Here is a 19577-nt window from a genome sequence, read left to right on the forward strand (position 1 = left end):
TTTGTGGCGTCGCCGTTCGGTTCGGGTGAGCGGATGTATCGGACGGGTGATTTGGTCCGTTGGAACACAGTTGGTGAGTTGGAGTACATCGGTCGTACTGATTTTCAGGTGAAGTTCCGTGGTCAGCGGATCGAGTTGGGGGAGATCGAGGCGGCGCTCACGGCGCATGGGTCGGTGTTGTCGGCTGCGGTGGTGGTGCGTGGGTCGGTGATGGGTGATCAGTTGGTGGGGTATGTGGTGCCGGCGGTGGGGTCGGTTGTGGATGTGTCGGTGTTGCGGGGGTTTGTGGGGGAGCGGGTTCCGGGTTATATGGTTCCGGCTGCTGTGGTGGTGTTGGATGCGTTCCCACTTAATTCGTCGGGGAAGTTGGATCGGGCGTTGTTGCCGGAGCCGGTGTTTGAGGCTCGGGTGTTTCGGGCTCCGGTGTCGTCGGTGGAGTTGGTGGTGGCGTCGGCGTTTGTGGGTGTGTTGGGTGTTGATCGGGTGGGGTTGGATGATGATTTCTTCGAGTTGGGTGGCAACTCCCTCATCGCGACTCGGGTTGTCATGCGCATCGCCGAAGAACTCGAGACGGCCGTACCGGTTCGCCTTCTGTTCGAAGCGTCCACCGTTCAGGAACTCGCCGCACGTCTCGAATCACACGTCGGTGAAGGAAGCCGCCTTGCGCTGACAGCTCAGGATCGACCGGAAGAGATTCCGCTTTCTCTTGCGCAGCAACGTATGTGGTTCCTCAACCGGTTCGACGGCTCCGCCGGTGCCTACAACATGCCGTTTGCTCTGCGACTGAGCGGTGAACTCGATCTGGGCGCGATGCGTGCAGCGATCGGCGACGTAGTAGGCCGTCATGAAACCCTGCGCACTGTGTATCCGGAAACCGATTCGGGACCGGTCCAGGTCATCGAACCGGTAGGACATACACCGGTGGAATTGGACGTCGAAAGCGTCACGGAAGCCGAGATTGTCGGCAAGCTGGTCGAATTGGCGTCGACGAGGTTCGACGTGACGGCCGAAATCCCGCTGCGGATTCGGTTGTTCCAGTTAGCCGAGAACGAGTACGTCCTTGCCGTGGTGGTGCACCACATCGCCGCGGACGGTTCCTCGACTACTCCGTTCGCCCGTGACCTCGTCATGGCCTACGCGGCCAGGGCACAGGGAACGGCGCCGGGTTGGGCTCCGCTGAATGTGCAGTACGCGGATTACAGCTTGTGGCAGCGTGAGGTACTGGGAAGCGAGGAAGACCCGGAATCAGTGTCGTCCGAGCAGATCGCCTACTGGAGCCAGGCTTTGGCCGGGTTGCCCGATCAGCTGGACCTGCCGACGGACCGTCTGCGTCCCGCCGCGCAGTCGTACCGTGGGGGTTACCTCCACTTCGAGATCGATGCAGCAGTGCATCAGGGCTTGGCATCACTGGCCCGTGAGCACGGAACAACCTTGTTCATGGTCACGCACGCGGCATTCGCGGTCCTGTTGGCGCGCCTTTCCGGCACCGACGACATCGCCGTTGGCACCCCGATCGCGGGCCGTGGCGAGCGTGCGCTCGACGATCTGATCGGCATGTTCGTCAATACTCTGGTATTCCGGACACACGTCGACGGTTCCGACAGCTTCACGGAACTGCTTGCCCGCGTGAGAGAGAACGACCTGCAGGCGTTTGCGCACGCCGACGTTCCGTTCGAGCGACTGGTCGAAGTTCTCAACCCGGCACGTTCGACCGCTCGGCACCCGCTCTACCAGGTGGGCTTCCTCTTCCAGAACATGGAACAGGCAAGCCTGGAACTGCCTGGTCTCACGGTGAAGGGCCTGGAGATCGACAACGGTGTCGCTCAGTTCGATCTGCAGTTGATCGTCGGTGACAACTACGACGAGCGTGGCGTTGCCTCCGGCATCTCGGCCGTATTCAGCTACGCGCACGACCTTTTCGACGAGTCGACAGTGCAGTCCTTCGCTGATCGGTTCAACACCGTTCTGGCAGCGGTGGTTGCCGATCCGTCGATCGTAATCGGCGACATCGACGTGCTCGATCCGCGTGAGTCGAATCAGGTTCTGCAGGAATGGAATGCAACGGAGCAGGTACTCGACGCCGAGGCGACACTGGTCGATCTGTTCGATCAGCAGGTTGCCGCGCACGGTGATTCCGTCGCGTTGGTGCACGGGCTCGAATCGCTGACGTATGTGGAGTTCGACGACAAGGTCAACCGGCTCGCCCGTCACCTGATCGAACTGGGTGTCGGTCCGGAGTCGTTGGTGGCATTGGGAATGCGACGCTCCATCGACCTGGTGATCGGCATGTACGCCGTTGCCAAGGCAGGCGGCGGTTATGTTCCGATCGATCCGGATCATCCGGCCGATCGCACCGGGTACGTCCTCGAGATGGCCGCGCCGGTCTGCGTGCTCAGCAACGAGAACGACGCACCGTCGCTCGCGGGGATCGACAATGTTCTTCTCATCGACACCCTCGATCTGTCGCGCGTCTCCGGAGCGCCGGTGCGCGGCGACGAGCGGATCGCACCGCTTCGTTCGGCGAATACCGCGTACGTGATCTTCACGTCGGGATCGACCGGCAAGCCGAAGGGTGTGGCGCTGTCCCACGCCGCGATCGTCAATCAGCTTCTGTGGAAGCGTGATCGCTACGGTCTCGACCAGACCGACGCAATGTTGCTCAAGACTGCAGCGACGTTCGACCTCTCGGTCTGGGAGTTCTGGTCCGCGTTGACATCCGGGTCCCGCCTGGTCATCGCCGACCCGGACGGCCACAAGGACGCCGAGTACATGCTGGCGCTCATCGCTCAAGAGAAGGTGACGACGCTGCACGCGGTGCCGTCCATGCTCTCGATGCTGACGGCCGCAGCAGACGGCACTCTTCCGCAGTCGCTCGAGCGTGTCCTTGCCATCGGTGAGGCCTTGCCCGCGGCAACGGCGGCAGAGTTCCGCAAAATGTCCGACGCGGCACTCGTCAATCTGTACGGTCCGACCGAGGCTGCGGTGTCAGTGACCGCGCACGATGTGGACGAGAGCGACACCTCGTCGGTCTCGATCGGTGCCCCGGAATGGAATACGCAGGTCTACGTGCTCGACGAGCGACTGCATCCCGTTCCGGTCGGAGTTACCGGTGAGCTGTACCTGGCCGGAACCCAGTTGGCTCGCGGTTATCACGGCCGCGCCGACCTGACGTCGGAACGCTTTGTCGCCAACACCTTCGGAGAACCGGGCACACGTCTGTACCGCACCGGCGACCTCGTTGTCTGGCGCAGTGGCGGTGAACTCGAGTACGTCGATCGTGCCGACTTCCAGGTGAAGATCCGCGGCTACCGCATCGAACTCGGTGAGATCGAAGCTGTTATCAGAGCTGCTGAGTCCGTGGACGCCGCGGTTGTCGTCGCGAAAACCGATCCGCGACTGGGGGATCGACTGGTCGGGTACCTCGTTCCGCAGGCCGGAGCCACCGTCGACGTCGACAGCGTGAAGGCGGAACTCGTCCGCGAGTTGCCGAGTTACATGGTGCCGTCGGCGTTGATGGTGCTGAGCGAATTGCCGCTCAACATCAACGGCAAGATCGATCGAAAGGCGCTGCCGGAACCCGAATTCGAGGCAACGGAGTTCCGTGCCCCGAGCAATCCGGTCGAAGAGATCGTGGCCTCGGTGTTTGCCGAAGTCCTGGGCGTTCCACGAGTCGGGTTGGACGACGACTTCTTCGATCTCGGCGGGAACTCGCTGATCGCCACACAGGTCGTGGCCAGGTTGGGTCAGGCACTTGACGCCCAGATTCCGGTGCGGATCATCTTCGAAGCGTCGACTGTCGGACTGCTGGCGTCGCGGGTGCTCGAACACGCCGGTTCAGGTTCGCGGGCACAGTTGGTGGCGCAGGAACGGCCGTCGCAGATTCCGTTGTCGCTCGCTCAGCAGCGGATGTGGGTTCTCAACCAGATAGACCGCAGGTCTGCCGCGTACAACATTCCGGTCGCGATCCGGATGTCCGGCGATCTCGACGTCGCAGCATTGCAGTCGGCCGTCTCCGACCTTGTTGCTCGCCACGAGATCCTGCGGACGTTCTATCCCGATCTCGGGGACGGCCCGACGCAGTCGATTCAGTCCAAGTCGGCAGCCGTTGTCGACATGGCCGTGCTGTATGTCGGCGAAGACACGATTGGGGCCGAGGTCGCGAAGGTCGTCGGTCAGGGCTTCGACGTCACTGCCGGTGTTCCGCTGCGCGTTCGCCTGTTCCAGATCACGCCCACCGAGCATGTCCTGATCGTCGTGGTCCACCACATCAGCGGCGACGCGTTCTCGATGGCACCGATGATCAGGGACACGATGGTCGCGTACACGGCGCGTACCGGGGGAGCGGCACCCGAATGGGCTCCGCTCGAAGTCCAGTACGCGGATTACACGTTGTGGCAGCGCGACGTTCTGGGTTCCGAGGACGATCCGGACAGTGAACTGTCGACGCAGCTTGCCTACTGGACGCAGGAACTTGCCGGCGTTCCCGAACTTCTGGAACTGCCGACGGACCGTCCGCGTCCACCAACGCAGTCGATGAAGGGCGCGGACTTCCTGTTCACGCTCGGCGCCGACTCCACGCGTCGAATCGCGGAGATTGCGCGTGAGCAGAACTCGACCGTGTTCATGGTCGTGCACGCCGCGTTCTCGGTGCTGCTGTCCAAGCTCAGCGGCTCGAACGACATCGCGATCGGTACACCGGTGGCGGGTCGCGGCGAGCGAGTCCTGGACGACCTGGTCGGTATGTTCGTCAACACGCTGGTGTTGCGCACGCAGGTGAAACCGGCAACCACGTTTGTCGACCTGCTGCAGCAAGTGAAGGAGAAGGACCTCGCGGCGTTCGGAAACGCAGACGTGCCCTTCGAGCGTCTGGTCGAGCAGGTCGGCCGTGAGCGCTCGCAGGCATACTCACCGCTGTTCCAGGTGATGCTCACGTTCCAGAACATGGCACTGGGTACGTTTGCGCTGCCAGGGCTTGAACTGTCGGCGGTGGACGACGGATTCGACTCGGCGATGTTCGACCTGCAGCTCACCGGTATCGAGGAGTTCGACGAGGGCGGTACGCTGTCCGATATCCGGATGCGATTCACCTATGCAACCGATCTGTACGACGCCGCAACCATGGAACTGTTCGCGGCCAGGTTGCGGGCCGTGGTCGACGCCGTTGCCGCAGATCCGACGGTGGTTCTGCGGACCATCGACATCGTGACGGACTTCGAACGCGCGCTGATCGAGGCAGCCGAGCCGAAGACCGCCGCCGATCTTCCGGACCTCGCATCAGCGGCCGCCGCAGCAGATCCGACGGCGGTTGCCTTCACGCACGGTGACACCGCGGTGACCTTCACACAGCTGGCCGAAAAACTGGCTGTGATGAAGCAGACGATGGGTGCGGCGCTCACTGCCGACGCATTGGTCTCGGTTTCGCTGAACGGTCTGGTTCCGGGCATTCTTCCGGCACTAGGCGCCGACGGTACTACCTCGCTCGTCCAGTCTTTGATAACTGACGCGCAGGCCACGCTGGGGAAGGGTTCCGGTACGGACGGGTAATATGCAGTATTTGCCCCATGGGCGTTGATCTGTACGACCAGTCGTGCGTTGGATCTGCGCCGTGCTGTCGTCAGTTGGAGGAAGTGTTGATGTCCGTCGGTATGCCGGGACCACAGTCGCTGACGATCGAGGAACTGCCGAGATTGATCGCTGCAGTAGCCGAGGCGGAGCCCGACCGGACAGCGCTTGTTCATGCAGACGCCGAGGTCACCTACGAACGGTTGCACTCGGAACTGACCACACTCGACTCCGCGATGGGTGGTGCGCTCGGCCCGGACGCACTTGTACCGGTCGTGATCTCCACGCTGCTGCCAGAGTTGCTCGCCACACGAGAGGGTGGCCTTGAATCCGTCGTCGGTGCGCTCATCGCCGACGCGACTTCCGTCGTTGCTTTCGAGGCTCCGTCGGTCGTCGAGTCGACTCTCGTAAGTCTGTTCGAGGAGCAGGTCGCGCGTACCCCCGATGCCGTCGCCCTTCGTTTCGGCTCCACGGCGTCGACCTACGCGGAATTCGATCGCCGGGTCAATCAGCTCGCCCGCGAGCTCGTCGCCCGTGGCGTCGGACCGGACACACTCGTCGGCCTGGGTATCCGTCGGTCGTTCGAACTGCTGGTTGCGATGTACGCGATCGTCAAGGCCGGTGGTGCGTACCTACCACTCGATCCCGACCATCCCGCTGAGCGTCTGGCGTATGTGATCGACGTCGCCGCGCCCGTCCTCGTGCTGACGACGTCAGTGGACGCGGTCGGCATTCCCGAAAACGTCGATGTACTGCGGATCGATGACATCGATGTCTCGGCGCACTCAGGCGCGCCGCTTGCCGACGGTGACCGGCTGTCACCGCTGCGCACCGACAATCTTGCGTACGTGATCTTCACGTCGGGTTCGACCGGCAGGCCAAAGGGCGTCGGTGTGTCACACGAGGCAATCGTCGCCAACCTCCGATGGAGGCAGAGCGAATATCCCTTCACCGACGAAGACGTCATCCTGCAGAAGACGCCGTTTACGTTCGACGTGTCGGTGTGGGAGTTCTTCTGGCCGTTGCAGGTCGGCGCTTGCCTCGTGATCGCGAAGCCGGACGGGCATCGTGATCCGGCCTACGTCGCAGCGACGATGATCGAGTACGGCGTCACCGTTGTACATTTTGTCCCCTCGATGCTCGCGGTCTTCGTCGCTGAACCGCGCGCTTCCGAGATCACCTCGCTACGTTACGTTTTTGCCTCGGGTGAAGCGCTTCCCGCCCAGACCGCCGCGCGGCTGCGCGACGTCAGCACCGCGGAACTGCACAATCTGTACGGACCGACCGAGGCAGCCGTCGACGTCACGTACTACGCAACCGGACCGCAGGACGAGGTCTCCATTCCGATCGGCCGTGCTGTCGCCGAAACAGAGCTACTCGTCCTCGACGACGCACTGCGTCCAGTACCTCCCGGCGTCCCCGGCGAGCTTTACCTCGCGGGGGTCCAGCTGGCCAGAGGGTATGTCTCCCGCCCCGATCTGACGGCGGATCGGTTCGTCGCGCATTCCACCTCGGACGGCGAGCGCATGTACCGAACCGGCGACCTGGTCCGATGGCGCGGTGCCGGCGCCGACCGCCTGCTCGAGTACCTCGGCCGCACCGACTTCCAGGTGAAGCTGCGGGGACTGCGCATCGAACTCGGCGAAATCGAATCAGCGCTACTCGACAACGACGCAATCGCACAAGCGGCCGTTCTCGTCCACTCCGATGCGGCTTTGGGCGACAATCTGGTGGCATACGTGGTTCCCGCATCGGGAGTTGTGCTCGACACCGACGCTCTTGCACGTGAATTGGGTGGACGCCTGCCGGACTACATGGTGCCGTCGCTGTTTGTCGAACTCGAGGCGTTTCCGCTCAATGCCAGTGGCAAGCTGGACCGCAAGGCGCTGCCGGCGCCCGAGTTCACAGCGCAGGTTGTCGAATACCGGGCAGCGAGTACGCCGGTCGAGAAGACGTTGGTTGCGATCTTTGCCGATCTGCTCGGTCGGGACGACCTCGGCATCGACGACGGATTCTTCGACCTCGGGGGCAATTCACTGCTCGCGACGCGAGTGGTGGCGCGCGCGAACGCCAAACTCGGCGTGGAACTCGACATGCGAGCTTTCTTCGATGCTCCGACGGTATCCGAATTAGCTTCTCTCGTAGGCGATTCTGCTGGCCGCGGTACGAAGGCTCCTCTCGTTGCACAGGAACGTCCCGACCGGATCCCGCTTTCGCTTGCGCAGCAGCGTATGTGGTTCCTCAACCGGTTCGATTCCACGTCAGCCGTCGATCACATCCCAGTCGTTCTCCGGCTGACCGGAATGCTCGATGCCGCTGCGCTCCGTTCGGCGATCGATGATCTCGTCGAGCGGCACGAGAGCCTGCGTACTGTGTACCCGGAGGTCGACGGCGTCGGCTACCAGCAGATCTTGACCGTCTCCGACGTGGAGCTCGATCTGTCGCCGGTCGCTGTGGCCGAATCCGAGATCACCGAGCGTGTCATCACGGAGATCACCGGGGGATTCGACGTCACCTCACAGGTGCCGTTGCGGGTCAAGCTCTTCCAGGTGGCCGCGTCGGAATACGTCCTTGTATTCGTCGTCCACCACATCAGTGGTGACGGCTTCTCGATGGGCCCCTTGGTGCGCGACGTCGTGACCGCTTACGCGAGTCGGGCGGCTGGCAGCGCACCCGAATTCACGCCGCTGGACGTGCAATATGCAGACTTCTCGATCTGGCAGCGAACAGTCCTCGGCAGCGAGCACGACGCGGAATCGGTGATATCGCGCCAGATCGATTACTGGACACAGCAGCTCGACGGGCTCCCCGAGCGGCTAGACCTGCCGATGGATCGACCCCGCCCGCCCGTCGCGAGTTATCGCGGAGCGTCGCACACGATGACTATCGGTGCGGACGTACTCGCGCGCCTCGAGTCGATTGCGCAGGCGAACAAGGCCACGGTGTTCATGGTATTGCACAGCGCAATCGCCGTGCTGTTGGCGCGTTTGTCCGGAACCACTGACATCGCGATCGGCACCCCGGTGGCGGGTCGTGGCGATCGCGCACTCGACGACGTCATCGGCATGTTCGTCAACACCCTGGTGCTGCGTACCGAGATCAATCCGGCAAGTACATTCGACGAGCTGGTGAACCAGGCACGGATTGCAGACCTCGATGCATTCGGTAACGCTGACGTCCCGTTCGAGCGCCTGGTAGAGGTGCTCGACCCGGCACGCTCGCAGGCACACAATCCGCTGTTCCAGGTGATGCTCGCGTTCCAGAATCTCGGCCAGAAAACACAAAGTGGCGCAACGCTCGGCGGCCTCGAGGTAAGCGGTTTCGAGCTCGAGTCCGCAGTCGCCAAGTTCGACCTCCAGTTCACGGTGTGGGAAGACATCGAGGTCGGCGGGCTGTCAGTCGTCATCGATTATGCGCGTGACCTTTTCGATGCCTCGACCATCGAGACGTTCGGTTCCAGGCTGTCCGTATTGCTCGGTGCGGTCGCTGCCGATCCGGCCGTTCTCGTCGGCGAGATCGATCTGTTCGGCGCCGGCGAGGCAGCCCGCGTGCTCGACTGGTCGGTGGGGCAGCGTGTGTCGATCGGCGACAGATCGCCACTTGCACTCTTTGCCCGGCATGTCAGTCGCGACCGGTCGACGGTTGCAGTCGTGGCCGATGATCGGACCCTCACCTACGGGGAACTCGATGCGCGGTCGTCGGTGCTCTCTCAGGACTTGCTCGCTGCGGGTGTGGGAGCGGACGACGTGGTTGCGCTGGTGCTGCCCAGGTCGTGGCAGTGGGTAGTGGCAATGCTCGCGGTGTGGAAGACCGGCGCCGGTTACACACCAATCGATCCCACGTTGCCGACCGAGCGCGTGAATACATTGCTCGAAGACACCAGTGCCCGCGTGGTGATCGCGTCCGGCGGCGTCCAGACGGCGCTCCCGGTGCTGCGGGTCGAGAGCACTGATGGGGCGGAATCCGGCGATTCTGTTCCGGAATGGGTGGACCATTGGCGTGAGCGGGGCGCAGGTGAGCGCGTGGGATACGTCATCTCGACCTCTGGTTCGACGGGTCGGCCCAAGCCCACGGTCGTACCGATGGCGGGCATCGAGAATACGACAGCCTGGTACCGATCCGAACTTCCGGACGCCGCTGGTGTGGTCGTTGCGTCGTCACCGAGTTTCGATCTCACGCAGAAGAATGTGTGGGGACCGCTTACCAGCGGTGGCAGTGTTCACGTCGCCGCAGCGGGGTTCGACCCCGCCGAGATCCTTCGCGCCGTCTCCGACGACGACGTCCAGGTCGCGAACATGTCGCCGAGTGCATTTGATGCACTGGTCGATGCCGACGTGGACGGCGTCCTCGAATCACTCGACGTCGTGTTCCTCGGTGGTGAGCCCATTCAGGTTGGTCGGCTCAAAGATCTGATGGCCGCCGGTGTGCGCGTCGTCAACAGTTACGGCCCCACTGAGGCCTCCGACGTAGTGTCCTTCCAGGAGGCGGCACCGGGAGACGTCAACGGAGTCCCCATCGGGATTCCAATTCCGAATATCGAACTCTACGTGCTGGATTCGCGCCTGCAGCTGGTCCCGGCCGGAGTGGTCGGTGAGCTTTACGTGGGAGGTGTGGGAGTCAGCCGCGGATACGGCGGACGCTTCGACCTTACTGCCGAGAGGTTCGTGGCGAATCCGTTCGGGTCGGCAGGCTCGCGGCTGTACCGTACCGGAGACCAGGTCCGGTGGAACGGTTCGGGAGAGCTGGACTATCTGGGCCGCACCGACTTCCAGGTCAAAATCCGTGGACTCCGAATCGAACTCGGCGAGATCGAAGGGGCCCTGGTGGCACTCGATTCGGTATCGGCTGCTGTCGTGGTGGTACACAAGGACAGCCTGGTCGGAGACCGCCTGGTGGCTTATCTGGTACCAGCACACGGGGCCGACGTCGACATCGCGGCGATACGTTCGACCGTCGCGGCGCGTCTGCCTGACTACATGGTGCCGTCTGCGTTCGTGGCGATCGAGACGGTTCCATTGAACGCCAACGGAAAGGTCGATCGGCGGGCCCTGCCCGAGCCGACGTTCGCGACACTGTCATACCGCGCTCCGACCACTGTGGTCGAAGAAACTGTGGCCCAGATCTTTTCGGATGTTCTGGGGGTAGCTCAGGTCGGTCTCGACGACGACTTCTTCGAACTCGGCGGCAACTCGTTGATTGCCACGCGAGTTGTCTCACGGCTCGGTCAGTCCTTGGACACCGTAGTGCCGGTACGACTGCTGTTCGACGTGTCGACGGTCGAGGCCCTGGCCGCACGACTGAGCACTCACACCGGCGACGCGGGGCGGATGCCTCTCGTCCCACAGGAGCGTCCCGAGCGAGTCCCGCTGTCGTTGGCGCAGCAGCGAATGTGGTTCCTCAACCGGTTCGAGCCGGAATCCGGGGTCGACAACATTCCGGTCGCCGTGCGGTTGACCGGTCCGTTGAACACGGCGGCTCTGGCGGGGGCCGTGCGGGACCTGATCGACCGTCACGAAAGCCTACGCACGATCTATCCCGAGATCGACGGCGTCGGTTACCAGCAGGTTCTCGGTTCGGCGGCAGTCGATCTCGATCTGTCACCGGTTCGAGTTCCGGCCGAGGCTGTGGAACTCCGTGTGCGGGAGCTGATCCAGCCCGGATTCGACGTCACGGTCGAGATCCCTCTCCGTACCGCGCTCTTCCAACTTGCCGACGATGAGTACGTGCTTGTCTTCGTCGTACATCACATCAGCGGAGACGGTTTCTCGATGGTGCCGTTGGTACGTGACGTGGTGACAGCGTATGCGGCGCGATCGCACGGGCGTGCGCCGTCCTGGTCGCCGCTGGCTGTCCAGTTCGTCGACTACACCCTGTGGCAGCGTGAGGTGCTCGGCAGCGAGGACGATCCGCACTCGATCATCTCGGGCCAGGTCAACTACTGGAAGAGCCGGCTCGCGGGAATCCCGGATCAGCTGGACCTGCCGACCGATCGGCCACGTCCAGCCGTAGCAACGAACGGTGGTGCAGAGTACCAATTTGCCATCGAGCAGGGCGTCGTCGATTCCCTCGACCGAATTGCGCGTGAGCATCAGGCTTCGCGATTCATGGTCGTGCACAGTGCATTCGCCGTGATGCTGGCGCGCCTGTCCGGCACCTCCGACATCGTGATCGGTACTCCGGTCGCGGGGCGTGGTGAGCAGGAACTCGACGATGTGATCGGAATGTTCGTCAACACACTCGTGTTGCGGACGAACGTCGATCTGTCGCTGTCGTTCACGGAATTGCTTCGCAGCACGCGTGAGTCGGACCTGCAAGCGTTCGCGCATGCCGACGTGCCGTTCGAGCGCCTCGTCGAAATCATCAACCCGGAACGATCGCAGTCACGCAATCCGCTGTTCCAGGTCATGCTCACGTTCCAGAACGTCGCCCAGGGCAGCGACGAATCGGCCGACATCGACGGCGTCACGGTATCGGCCCTCGACGTCGATGCGTCCGTGGCGAAATTCGATCTGCAATTGACGATCACCGAGCATGACGGTGAACTCCGTGGACTCTTCACTTACGCAACGGATCTGTTCGACCGTAAGACGGTGGCCTCCTTCGTCCAGTATCTGACGGCGACTCTCTCGGCGGTCGCGGCTGCCCCCGCTGGGCCGGTCGGGGACGTCGACGTCGTCGGCGACTCCGATCTGGGGCTGGTCGTCGAGCGCTGGAACAGCACCGGTCACGATGTTCGCGATGTGACGCTGGTGGATCTGTTCGATGAACAGGTCGTCCGCTCTCCCCATTCGATCGCGCTGACCTTCGATGGGCATCAGCTGACGTATCTCGAATTCGACCGGCGGGTCAATCAACTCGCCCGCAAACTCGTGTCGGAAGGCGTCGGCCCGGATACCCTGGTCGGCTTGGCCATTCGCCGAAGCTTCGATTTGCTGGTGGCGATGTACGCGGTAGTCAAGGCCGGCGGCGGCTATCTGCCCATCGACCCCGATCAGCCCGTCGAGCGCAACGAATACGTCGTGTCGACTGCAGCTCCGATCTGTGTGTTGACCACAGAGAGAGATGGATTCGACGCTGAGGGAGTGCTGGTAGTCAGGATCGATACCGTAGACCTGTCCGGTTGTTCCGACGCACCGGTCACCGACGCGGACCGCCTCGGCCCGCTGCGAGGGGAGAACACGGCGTACGTGATCTTCACCTCCGGGTCGACGGGCAAACCGAAGGGCGTTGCGGTGTCACACCGCGCGATCGTCAACCGGCTGATCTGGATGCAGGCCGAGTACAGCCTCCTCGGCGACGACGTGGTCCTCCAGAAGACTCCCTTTACCTTCGATGTCTCCGTGTGGGAGTTCTTCTGGCCGTTGCAAGTCGGAGCTCGACTTGCGATCGCTGCCGTCGACGGCCACCGAGATCCGGCCTATCTGGCCGCGCTGATCGCGTCCGAACGAGTGACCACCATTCACTTCGTGCCGTCGATGTTGGAAGTGTTCCTCGCGGATACGGTTGTCACGAGGTCTTCTACCCTTACCCGAGTCTTCGCCTCGGGTGAGGCGCTCGCCCCGCAGGTGGCCGCGCAGTTCCGGACGGTTCTTCCCGGAACTGAACTGCACAATCTGTACGGACCGACGGAGGCCGCGGTCGACGTGACCTTCCATGAGGTGACGGACGCCGACACCACCACCATGCCGATCGGCGCGCCGGTCTGGAACACACGCGTTCTGGTACTCGACTCACGACTGCATCCGGTGCCCGTCGGGGTCGCGGGCGAGCTCTACCTCGCGGGAGTGCAGTTGGCCCGGGGGTACGTGGCTCGGCCGGACCTCACCGCGGACCGGTTTGTCGCCGATCCGTTCGGACCTGCCGGCTCACGCCTGTATCGGACCGGAGACCTGGTGCGATGGAATGCGTCGGGTGAGTTGGTATACATCGGACGTACCGACTTTCAGGTCAAGCTACGCGGACTACGCATCGAGCTGGGGGAGATCGAGTCGATCCTGCGTGATCATCCGTCGGTCGGTTCGGTGGTGGTTGCCGTCCGGAACGATCAACTGGTCGCGTACCTGACGGCGGCCGGTGAGTCTCTGATCGATTGGCTGGAACTGGAATCGATACTGGGGAAACATCTTCCGTCATACATGGTGCCCACGGCACATGTTGTTCTGGACGAACTGCCGCTCAACGCCTCGGGAAAACTCGACCGGAAGCAACTGCGCGATCCTGAGGTCGAGATCGCGGTCTTCCGGGAACCCGAATCTGTGGTCGAGGTCGAAGTTGCGCGTATTTTCGCCGACCTCCTCGGTATCGGTCAGGTCGGCTTGGACGACGACTTCTTTGCGCTGGGCGGTAATTCACTGATCGCGACGCAGATCGTCGCTCGACTCGGGCATGCACTCGACACCACTGTGCCGGTCCGCATCTTGTTCGATGCATCGACAGTGGAGTCGCTCGCGGCGCGAATCGACGTGCTCGTGGGGCGGGGCGGCCGTCCGCCGCTCGAACCACAGGAGCGCCCTGAGTTGGTTCCGCTGTCGATCGCGCAGCAGCGCATGTGGTTCCTGAACCGATTCGATTCGGCGTCCGGAGTGGACAACATTCCGATCGCGATCCGGTTGACGGGGGATCTCGACATCGAGGCCATGCAGGCAGCGCTTCGTGATCTGTTCGAGCGACATGAGATTCTCAGGACCACATATCCGGAAGTCGACGGTATCGGATACCAGCGAGTCCTCGACACCGCGGATGCACTGCCTGATCTGTCGCCAGTACGTATCCACGAGTCCGTCGTCACCGACCGGGTGGCGGAATACGTACTCGCCGGATTCGATGTCACTGCAGACGTGCCGGTCCGGGCACGTTTGTTCGATCTCGCCGACTCGCAGTACGTTCTGGTGTTCGCCATCCATCACATCAGCGGTGACGGCTTTTCGATGGGGCCGCTGGTCCGGGACGTCGTCTCGGCGTACGCCGCGAGGTCGCAGGGAATCGCTCCGACGTGGAAGCCGCTACCGATCCAATTCGCGGACTTCGCGCTGTGGCAGCGCCGGGTACTCGGTGTCGAGTCCGATCAGGGATCGTTGATCTCGAAACAGATGGAATACTGGAAGTCGCAACTGGACGGATTGCCCGTCGAACTGACCCTGCCGTCGGATCGGCCGCGTCCGCGAGTCGCTTCACACTCCGGTGCCGAGTACTGCTTCGATATCGAAGCGGCCATGCACGAATCATTGAATCATGTTGCACGAGAACATAATGTGTCACTCTTCATGGTTCTGCACAGCGCGCTGGCCGTCCTGCTGGCGAAGCTGTCCGGCACCGCCGACATCGTGATCGGTACACCAGCGGCCGGACGAGGTGAACAGGCTCTCGATGATCTGATCGGCATGTTCGTCAACACTTTGGTCCTGCGGACCGAGGTCGACCCGGGCGAGTCGTTCACTGCACTCCTGTCGAAGGTACGGGACACTGATTTGGCCGGTTTCGAGAACGCTGACGTTCCGTTCGAGCGTCTGGTGGAAGCACTGGACCCCGAACGGTCGCAGGCGCGTAATCCGCTTTTCCAGGTGGGCTTTTCGTTCCAGAATCTCGGTCAGGGCGCGAACGGATCCGTAGAGATTCCGGGCCTGAGCATTTCCGGTGTCGACATTGCGCCGACGTTGGCCAAGTTCGACCTGCAGTTCACGGTCTGGGAGACTCCGGCTCAGGCGGGCGGGCTCACCTTCGCCGTCACCTACGCCACCGATCTCTACGACGAATCGACGATTGCAGGCCTCGAGTCACGACTGAACGCCGTGCTGACATCCGTCGTCGCCAATTCGTCCAATGCAGTCGGCGACATCGACATTCTCGGTGAGGACGAACGCCGGACGATACTCGAAGGGTGGGCCACGCCCGGGGCGGTCGTCGACGACTCGACCACTCTGGCCGGACTGTTCGATGCACAGGTGACCCGATCACCGAACGAGATTGCGGTGGTCTTCGGAGACGAGCGATTGACGTATCGGGACATCGATTCCCGCGCAAACTGTCTGGCCCGCACGCTGATCGATTCGGGAGTCGGATCCGAGGACCTGGTAGCGGTCCTCTTGCCGCGATCGGTCGATCTGGTCGTGGCGCTGCTCGCCGTCGTCAAGTCTGGTGCCGCGTATCTGCCGATCGATCCGAGCTATCCGGATGAGCGGATCGCATATACCCTTGCCGACGCGTCTCCGGTGTGTGCGATCGTCGCTCCGGATTCGCTGCGGGAACTGCCCTGCCCTTCTGTCTCGCCCCGGGACGCCGCAGCCGACTCCCGCCCCGTGACCGACGCAGACCGCGTGCGGCCTTTGCGTTCGAGAGACCTGGCGTACGTCATCTACACATCAGGATCTACCGGCCGCCCCAAAGGTGTTGCGGTCACTCATCGGAATGTTGTGGAGTTGTTCGCCAACGCGCAGACGGAATTCGCATTCGATTCCTCGGATGTGTGGACTTTGTTCCACAGCTACGCATTCGACTTCTCGGTGTGGGAGCTGTGGGGTCCGCTCATTCACGGCGGTGTACTCGTGGTCGTCGACTTCGAGACGTCGCGTTCGCCAGACCAGTTCAGACAATTGCTGACCACCGAGGGCGTCACGGTGCTCAATCAGACTCCGTCGGCTTTCTACCAGCTTGCGGAGGCGGACCGTGTTTCCGGAGGATCGGACGGTACCGCGTCGGATCTTGCGCTCCGGTACGTGATCTTCGGTGGCGAGGCACTCGATCTCGCACAGCTGACCCGGTGGTACGACCGTCATCCGGACGACTCGCCGCAACTGGTCAACATGTACGGAATCACCGAGACCACGGTGCACGTCTCTTATCTCCCGCTCGATCGTGCGAGCGCTGAGACCGCAACGGCGTCGTTGATAGGTCGACCACTCGACGGCCTTCGGGTGTACGTACTCGACGACCGTTTGCAGCCCGCTGCGATCGGCACGGCCGGCGAGATCTACGTCGCCGGCGGACAACTGGCACGCGGGTATCTGGGGCAGAGCGGATTGACGTCCGGGCGGTTCGTCGCGAATCCGTTTGCATCGCACGGCGAGTCGATGTACCGAAGCGGTGATGTGGCGCGCTGGAACCGCGCCGGCCAGCTCGAATACCTGGGGCGTTCCGATTCGCAGGTTCAGCTTCGAGGTTTCCGGATCGAACTCGGCGAGGTCGAAACGGCCCTGCTCCGAGTCGGTGGTGTCGCCCGTGCCGTGGCCGTCGTCCGCAAGGACGCAGATCTGGGCGATCGGCTCATCGCGTACGTCGTGCCCGAAGCCGGTTCGGACCTCGACGCGAGCACGGTCAGCACAAGTGCGGCCGACTTCCTCACCGGCTACATGGTTCCCGACGCGACAGTGTTGTTGGACGCCTTGCCCCTCACGGTGAACGGGAAGCTCGACTCCGCTCGGCTGCCTGCACCCGTCTTCGCTTCCGCCGAATATCGAGCGCCGGTGTCCGACACCGAGAAGGCCGTGGCGACGGTATTCGCCGAATTGCTGGAGGTTCCTCAGGTCGGACTCGACGACGAGTTCTTCGAACTCGGTGGTAACTCATTGATCGCGACCCGGGCGGCGGCACGACTGAGCCGATCCCTCGACGCCGTAGTCCCCGTACGGACTCTGTTCGACACCCGGACAGTCGAAGAACTCTCGAGCGCGATCGAAGTCCACGTCGGAACCGGTTCGCGAAAGCAGCTCGTTGCCCAAGATCGCCCCGAGCGCATTCCGCTGTCACTGGCGCAGCAGCGTATGTGGGTGCTCAACCAGATGGACACCGACGCCTCGACCTACAACATCCCGATGGCGCTGCGTCTGGCCGGGCAGTTGGACGTCGACGCGCTGAAATTTGCTCTGCGTGACGTGATCTCGCGCCACGAGTCACTGCGAACGCTTTACCCGTCCGACGGGCTGGGGCCGGTGCAGCGGATCGTCGGCGCCGACCTCGTGCCCATGTTCGGGGAACCGACAGCGGTCCACGACGGCGCGCAGATGTACACGAAGGTCGTCGAATCGACGACCGCCGGATTCGATGTGTCATCGGAGGTTCCGGTACGTACTGATCTTCTCCAGATCGGAGAAGATCAGTACGTGTTCGTACTCGTCGCGCATCACATCGCGGCCGACGGGCAGTCGATGGGGCCACTGGCCCGCGACGTGATGGTGGCCTACGAAGCGCGTACCCGGGGCAGTGCACCGTCGTGGAGCCCACTCCAAGTGCAGTACGCAGACTTCGCGCTGTGGCAACGCGACGTACTGGGATCGGTAGATGACGCGGGAACGATCGCCGCGCGCCAACTCGACTTCTGGCGCACAGCGCTCGACGATCTGCCTACCGATGTCGGCTTGCCGACAGACCGACCGCGTCCCGTGGTGCAGTCCGCCGCAGCGGGGGCAGTCCAGTTCACCGTCGACGCTGATGTCCACTCGCGACTGAGCGACATCGCCCGAGCAAAGAACGCCACGGTGTTCATGACAATCCACGCCGCACTGGCGGTCCTGATCTCGAGGTTGGGTGGAGGCTCCGACTTCGCGATCGGTACCGCTGTCGGCGGCAGGGGCGAGCGCGCCCTCGACGATCTCGTCGGTATGTTCGTCAACACACTCGCGCTTCGCACCACGGTCGATGCCGGTGCACGCTTCGAGGATCTCGTTTCGCATGTGCGCGACGTCGACCTGGCCGCGTTCGGCGAAGCCGATGTTCCTTACGAGGAAATCGTGGAGGCGCTGCCGCCTCGGGCGGGGGGCCTGTTCCAAATCGTCCTGTCGCTGGAACCGACCGCCCAGACCGAGTTTGCATTGGCAGACCTGACCATAGGCGCCGTCGACAGCGGAGTCCTGACCACGAAGTTCGACCTTCAGCTCACCCTGACCACCGCAGCGGACGGCCTCGGACTCTCCGGCCTGTGGCTGTATTCCGAGGACCTGTTCGACAAGACCACGGTCGAGTCGTTCGCACAGCGGTTCGTTCGTGTACTCGAGCAGGTCACCGACGATCCGACCAGGCAGGTCGGCGATCTCGATCTGCTGACCGACATGGAGAAGTCCGAGGTCGCCGACGGCGTTCGCGAAGCCAGCGCAGTCGCGAGCACGACGTTGCTGCCTCAGTTGCTCGCCTCCGTCGTGGAAAGCGACCCGGACGCGCCTGCGGTGGTAACAGACGGCGAGGAGACCGCTTACGCGGCACTCGACGCGAAGTCTTCGCGTCTGGCTCGCCTGCTCATCGAGGAAGGTGCAGGTCCCGGCACTGCGATCTCCATCGGTGGTGGTGTCGATGCCGTGATCGCCTACTGGTCTGTGGTGAAGACCGGCGCAGCCGTTACCGGGGCGCATCCGTCGGATCCGGCAAGCCTGACCCTGTCGAATGACTCCGACACCTCGACGCTGCTCTTGACGTCACCGGAGATCGAGTCTCGGCTGGCGACGATGTCGGATCGTCCGATCAGCTACGTCGATCGCGCCCGGTCGACAATGGCGGACGATCCGGCGATCGTCGACGGTGACCGAGTGCTGACGTACGGCGACCTGTCGGACTCTCTGGCGGAGCTGCGTAAGCGGTATTCCGTCGACTTCGAGTCGAGGTTGGCATTCGCCGGCGCGGTCGGCTCGCCGGAGCACTCGGTCGCGGTCCTCCTGGCGGCGTCAGCCGGAGCGGCTGTCGTCATTCTCGGTGACGACGAGGCAATCGAAGACTCACTTGCTGACGACTGGGTGACGCATGTGGTGCTTCCGGACGAGGTCCGCTCGGCCGTCGATCGAACCGACTTACCCGATCTCGAGTACGTCCTCGCAACGGGCGAACTACTCGGGTGGTGAGATCGGGCTCCGTCGGCGACCGTGCCAGTGGCCGAATTCATAGGTGATCGTGCCGTTGCCCGGATCGGTGTTACCGGCTGTAACAATGGGCGGTAGGGGTTGGATGTGTTGGGGGAGCCCACTGATGCAATTGTGGGTTCCCCGGCGTCCAGTCTGGACAGACCGGTAGTGACAGTTCAGAAGTATGACGCGAAG

The 19577-nt window shown here is 63.0% G+C and carries 2 protein-coding genes; both read left to right on the forward strand.

The genetic code is table 11. The features are described from left to right. Positions 1 to 3 precede the first annotated feature (3 nt). Positions 4 to 5544: an amino acid adenylation domain-containing protein gene (locus tag EHW12_RS36040; protein WP_346774228.1), complete on the forward strand. Its 5541-nt coding sequence runs from the start codon at positions 4 to 6 to the stop codon at positions 5542 to 5544. Between the two features lie 89 nt (positions 5545 to 5633). Further along, positions 5634 to 19382 (forward strand): non-ribosomal peptide synthetase, encoded by a 13749-nt coding sequence (locus EHW12_RS09115; RefSeq protein WP_125050520.1) that lies wholly within the window; start codon positions 5634 to 5636, stop codon positions 19380 to 19382. Positions 19383 to 19577 lie beyond the last annotated feature (195 nt).

The sequence above is a fragment of the Rhodococcus sp. NJ-530 genome, assembly GCF_003860625.1.
GTDB lineage: Bacteria > Actinomycetota > Actinomycetes > Mycobacteriales > Mycobacteriaceae > Rhodococcus_F > Rhodococcus_F qingshengii.